This window comes from Streptomyces cahuitamycinicus, assembly GCF_002891435.1.
Classification (GTDB): Bacteria; Actinomycetota; Actinomycetes; order Streptomycetales; family Streptomycetaceae; genus Streptomyces; species Streptomyces cahuitamycinicus.
This window is the reverse complement of the sequence record NZ_POUC01000554.1, coordinates 1-4250: the sequence shown is the minus strand read 5'-3', so window position 1 is coordinate 4250 and position 4250 is coordinate 1. Positions and strand designations below refer to the sequence as shown.

Here is a 4250-nt window from a genome sequence, read left to right as displayed (position 1 = left end):
GAGTTCGTCGGCAGCGTCAGATGTGTCTAAGAGACAGGTGGCGGTGGTGCTGGTGGCCGGGGGGCTGGCAGGGTTGCGGCGGCGGGACATGACGACCTGACCGGCCGGCGCCGGCTGATCAGCCGACCTCAACGCCAGCCCCTCCAGTACTGATCAGCCGACCTCGACCGCCAGTGCCTCCAGCCCCCTGATCACGAAGTTCGGCTTCCTCTCCGGCTCGGCCGCGAGTCGCAGCTTCGGGGCCCTCTCCAGCAACGCCCCCATCGACGCCGCCAGTTCGATACGGGCCAGGGGTGCGCCGATGCAGTAGTGGATGCCGGCGCTGAAGGAGATATGGGGGTTGTCAGCGCGAGTGAGGTCCAGGGCGGACGGGTTCCGGAACACCGCCGGGTCGTGGTTGGCGGAGCCGAACAGCATGGCGATCTCCGCGCCGCGCGGGATCGTCGTACCGTCGATCTCGATCTCGTCCAGGACCCAGCGCTCGAACAGCTGGAGCGGGGTGTCGTAGCGCATCAGCTCCTCGATCGCGGAGGGGATGAGCGTGTGGTCCGCGCGCAGCGCCTCCAGCTGGGACGGGTTGCGGAACAGGGCGTACCAGCCGTTGACCGTGGCGTTCACCGTGGCCTCGTGGCCGGCGTTGAGCAGCAGGACGCAGGTGGAGATCATCTCCTGCTCGGTGAGCCGGTCGCCCTCGTCGTGGGCTGCGATGAGCCCCGAGATGAGGTCCTCGCCGGGCTCCTCGCGGCGGGCCGCGATCAGCTCGCGCAGGTAGTCGGAGAACTCGACCGACGCCCGGACCGCCTTCGCCGCCGTGTCCTCGGACGGCTTGAGCTCGTACATCCCGCAGATGTCCGCCGACCAGGGGCGCAGCGGGGCCCGGTCGGACTCCGGGATGCCGAGCATCTCGGCGATCACCGCGACGGGGAGGGGCTCGGCGACGTCCTTCAGCAGGTCGCCGCCGCCCGCCTCGACCAGCGTGGACACCAGCTCGTCGGCCAGGCCCTCCACGTACGGCTTCAGCCGCTCCACCGTGCGTGGCGTGAACGCCTTCGACACCAGACGGCGGATCCGGGTGTGGTCCGGGGGCTCCAGGTCGAGCATCCCGTGGTCGTTGAGGGTGTGGAACGGCTCGTGCTCCGGCGGGGGCGACGTACGGCCGAACTCCTCGTGCGAGAACCGGTGCTGGTACGTGCGGCCGAGGCGCCGGTCGCGCAGCAGTGCCGAGACGTCCGCGTGGTGCGGGACGAGCCACTGGTTCGTGGGCTCGAACCAGTGCACGCGGCCCCGGGCACGCAGCTCGGCGTAGACGGGGTACGGGTCGGTGAGGAACGCCGGGTCCCACGGGTCGAACCCGAGGTCGTGAACAGCTGCCATGAACGGACGCTAGCCCGACGACCCCCACTCTGACCAGGGGCGGCGTCCAGCCGTCACCCCGGGGTCACCAGCCGCGCCTCGTACGCGAAGACCGCCGCCTGTGTCCGGTCCCTGAGGCCCAGCTTCACCAGGATCCGGCTGACATGCGTCTTGATCGTCGACTCGGCGACGACCAGCCGCTGCGCGATCTCCGAGTTCGACAGGCCCTGCGCGATGAGGACCAGCACCTCCGTCTCCCGATCGGTGAGGTCACCGTAGGCCGCCTGGGCGGAGGGCATGAGGTGCGGCTTCTCGGAGAGCTTGGAGAACTCGGTGATCAGGCGCCTGGTCACCGAGGGGGCCAGGAGCGCCTCCCCGGAGGCCACGACCCGCACACCGTCGGCCAGCTGGCGGGCCGAGGCGTCCTTGAGGAGGAAGCCGGAGGCACCCGCGCGCAGCGCCTGGTACACGTACTCGTCGAGGTCGAAGGTGGTGAGCACCAGCACCTTCGCGGCGCCGTCGGCGGCCACGATCTCGCGGGTCGCCTCTATGCCGTTCAGCTCGGGCATGCGGATGTCCATCAGCACCACGTCCGGGGCGAGCTCGCGGACCTTGGTGACGGCCTCCCTGCCGTTCACCGCCTCGCCGACGACCTCGATGTCCGGCATCGCGTTCAGCAGGACCGAGAACCCCTCGCGCACCATCATCTGGTCGTCCGCGATCAGGACACGAATGGTCATGCGTCACCCTCGTCCGGCAGGGCGACCGGCAGGTACACCGCCACCTCGTAACCTCCGTCGTCCGTCCCGCCGGCCGTCATCTCGCCGTTCAGCATCGACACCCGCTCCCGCATGCCCGTGATGCCGTGCCCGGCGCCGGGCGAGGGCTTGATGAGGCTGGTGTTGGGCGGCGGGCCGTTGACTATGCGCAGCCCCAGGCCGCCGAGCACGTAGCCGATCTCGACCCGGGCGGTCGCGCCCGGTGCGTGCCGCAAGGTGTTGCTCAGAGCCTCCTGCACGATGCGGTACGCCGACAGCTCCACGCCCTGCGGCAGCTCGCGCACCGCGCCCGTCACCACCTTCTCCGCGGTCAGCCCGGCCTCCCGGACGTTGGCCAGCAGCCCGTCCAGGTCGGCGAGGGTGGGCTGCGGGGCGTCCGGGACCTCGTAGTCCTCGGCGCGGACGACGCCGAGCACCCGGCGCAGTTCGGTCAGCGCCGCCACCGCGTTCTCCCGGATCGTGGCGAACGCCTTCTCCAGCTCCGGCGGCGGATTCTCCACCCGGTAGGGCGCGGCCTCCGCCTGGATGGCGACCACCGACATGTGGTGGGCGACGACGTCGTGCAGCTCGCGGGCGATCGTGGTGCGCTCCTCCAACAGGGTGCGGCGGGAACGCTCGTGCGCGGTGACCGTCTGCTGGGCGGTGACCTCCTGCACGGCGTCCCGGCGGACGTGCCAGACGGTGACGCAGAGCAGGATCATCGCCGAGAGGATCAGCATGGGGGCGGAGTTGGTGCCGTAGAGGTAGGTCGGGCCGATGCCGCTGTCCGCGACGAGGGCGTACAGCGCGGTCAGCGCCCACATCCACCCGGCCGTGCGGGGCCGAGTGCGTATCGCCACGACCGTCAGCACGGTCAGGTGGCAGACGAAGCTGCCGGCGGCCCAAGGCCATCCGCCCCAGTCGCTGCCGAGCATCACGGCCAGCGGCGTGGAAACCATGGACGCCCAGAACGCTCCGACCGGACGGATCATGGTCAGCAGGACGGGGATCACTGTCAAGGGGCAGACCAGGAGCACGAGGCCGCCGGTGGAGGCGCCGGTGATGAGCAGGGTGATCAGGGCGGCCACGGCTATCAGGGCGTGCGGCGTCCAGGTCGCGTACTTCCGTAGGCGGCCGGGCAGCCGCCGGATGATCCGCCCTTCCGTGCTCCTGCGCGGCAGCGGCCGGTAGGCGAACGCGTCGTGGATCAGGTCCTGCCGCAGTCCGCGCAGGGAGTCCACCGCCACCCGGTATTCGGGGCTGTGCTGCTTGGCCCCGTCCCCCGGCGGCGTGGTCTGAAGGTGAGTCGTCTCGGTCACGTACAGAACGGTAAGCGGGGCCCGGCATCCCGGTCGTCCCCAGTGAGAGGGGTCACCAAGGGTCCCTCTCAGGTACTACGGGGTTTGCCGGGGGCTCAGTACCCCGACGGCCGCACCACCCCCGACTCGTAGGCGAACACCGCAGCCTGCGTCCGGTCCCTGAGGCCCAGCTTCACCAGGATCCTGCCGACGTGGGTCTTCACCGTCTGCTCGGCCACGAACAGGTGCCGGGCGATCTCCGCGTTCGACAGGCCCTGCGCGATCAGCGCGAGCACCTCCGTCTCCCGCTCGGTCAGGTCGCCGACGCGTTCCCTGAGCGGGGTGCGGGGCTTGCCGTCGAGCCGGGAGAACTCGGCGATCAGCTTGCGGGTGATGACCGGGGCGAGCAGCGCTTCTCCGGCCGCGACCACCCGGACCGCCTCGGCGAGCTGCTCCGACGACGCGTCCTTCAGCAGGAACCCGGAGGCTCCGGCGCGCAGCGCGTCGTACACGTACTCGTCGAGGTCGAAGGTGGTGAGCACCAGCACCCGCATGTCCGGGTGGGCCGCGGCGATGTGCCGGGTGGCCTCGATGCCCCCGATCCCGGGCATGCGGATGTCCATCAGGACGACGTCCGGGGCGAGCTCCGAGGCCAGGGCGATGCCGCTCTCACCGTTCTTCGCGTCGCCGACGACTTCTATGTCGGGCTGTATGCCGAGCAGCACGGTGAAGCCCTGCCGGACCATCGCCTGGTCGTCGACGATGAGAACCCGGATGGGTTTGCCGGTGCCGCTCGTCATGAGGTCCCTCCTCAAGGGGCCGTGGGGTGATGGGTGCCCGG

4 protein-coding genes are annotated in these 4250 nt (G+C 70.5%); all 4 read right to left on the bottom strand.

Annotated elements, in window-relative coordinates; all coding sequences use genetic code 11:
- Nucleotides 1-153: 153 nt before the first annotated feature.
- Nucleotides 154-1374 carry a cytochrome P450 gene (locus C1J00_RS39080; protein WP_102913622.1) on the bottom strand — a complete coding sequence of 407 codons (1221 nt, stop codon included), beginning with the start codon at nt 1372-1374 and terminating at the stop codon, nt 154-156.
- Nucleotides 1375-1427: 53 nt separating this feature from the next.
- A complete protein-coding gene (locus C1J00_RS39075) occupies nt 1428-2093 on the bottom strand; it encodes a response regulator (protein WP_102913621.1) in 666 nt (221 codons plus the stop codon).
- The gene (locus C1J00_RS39070) at nt 2090-3430 is read right to left on the bottom strand and encodes a sensor histidine kinase (RefSeq protein ID WP_102913620.1); all 1341 of its coding nucleotides are present in this window, start codon (nt 3428-3430) and stop codon (nt 2090-2092) included. The genes C1J00_RS39075 and C1J00_RS39070 overlap by 4 nt, the downstream gene beginning before the upstream one ends.
- A gap of 95 nt (nt 3431-3525) precedes the next feature.
- The gene (locus C1J00_RS39065) at nt 3526-4209 is read right to left on the bottom strand and encodes a response regulator (protein ID WP_102913619.1); all 684 of its coding nucleotides are present in this window, start codon (nt 4207-4209) and stop codon (nt 3526-3528) included.
- Nucleotides 4210-4250 lie beyond the last annotated feature (41 nt).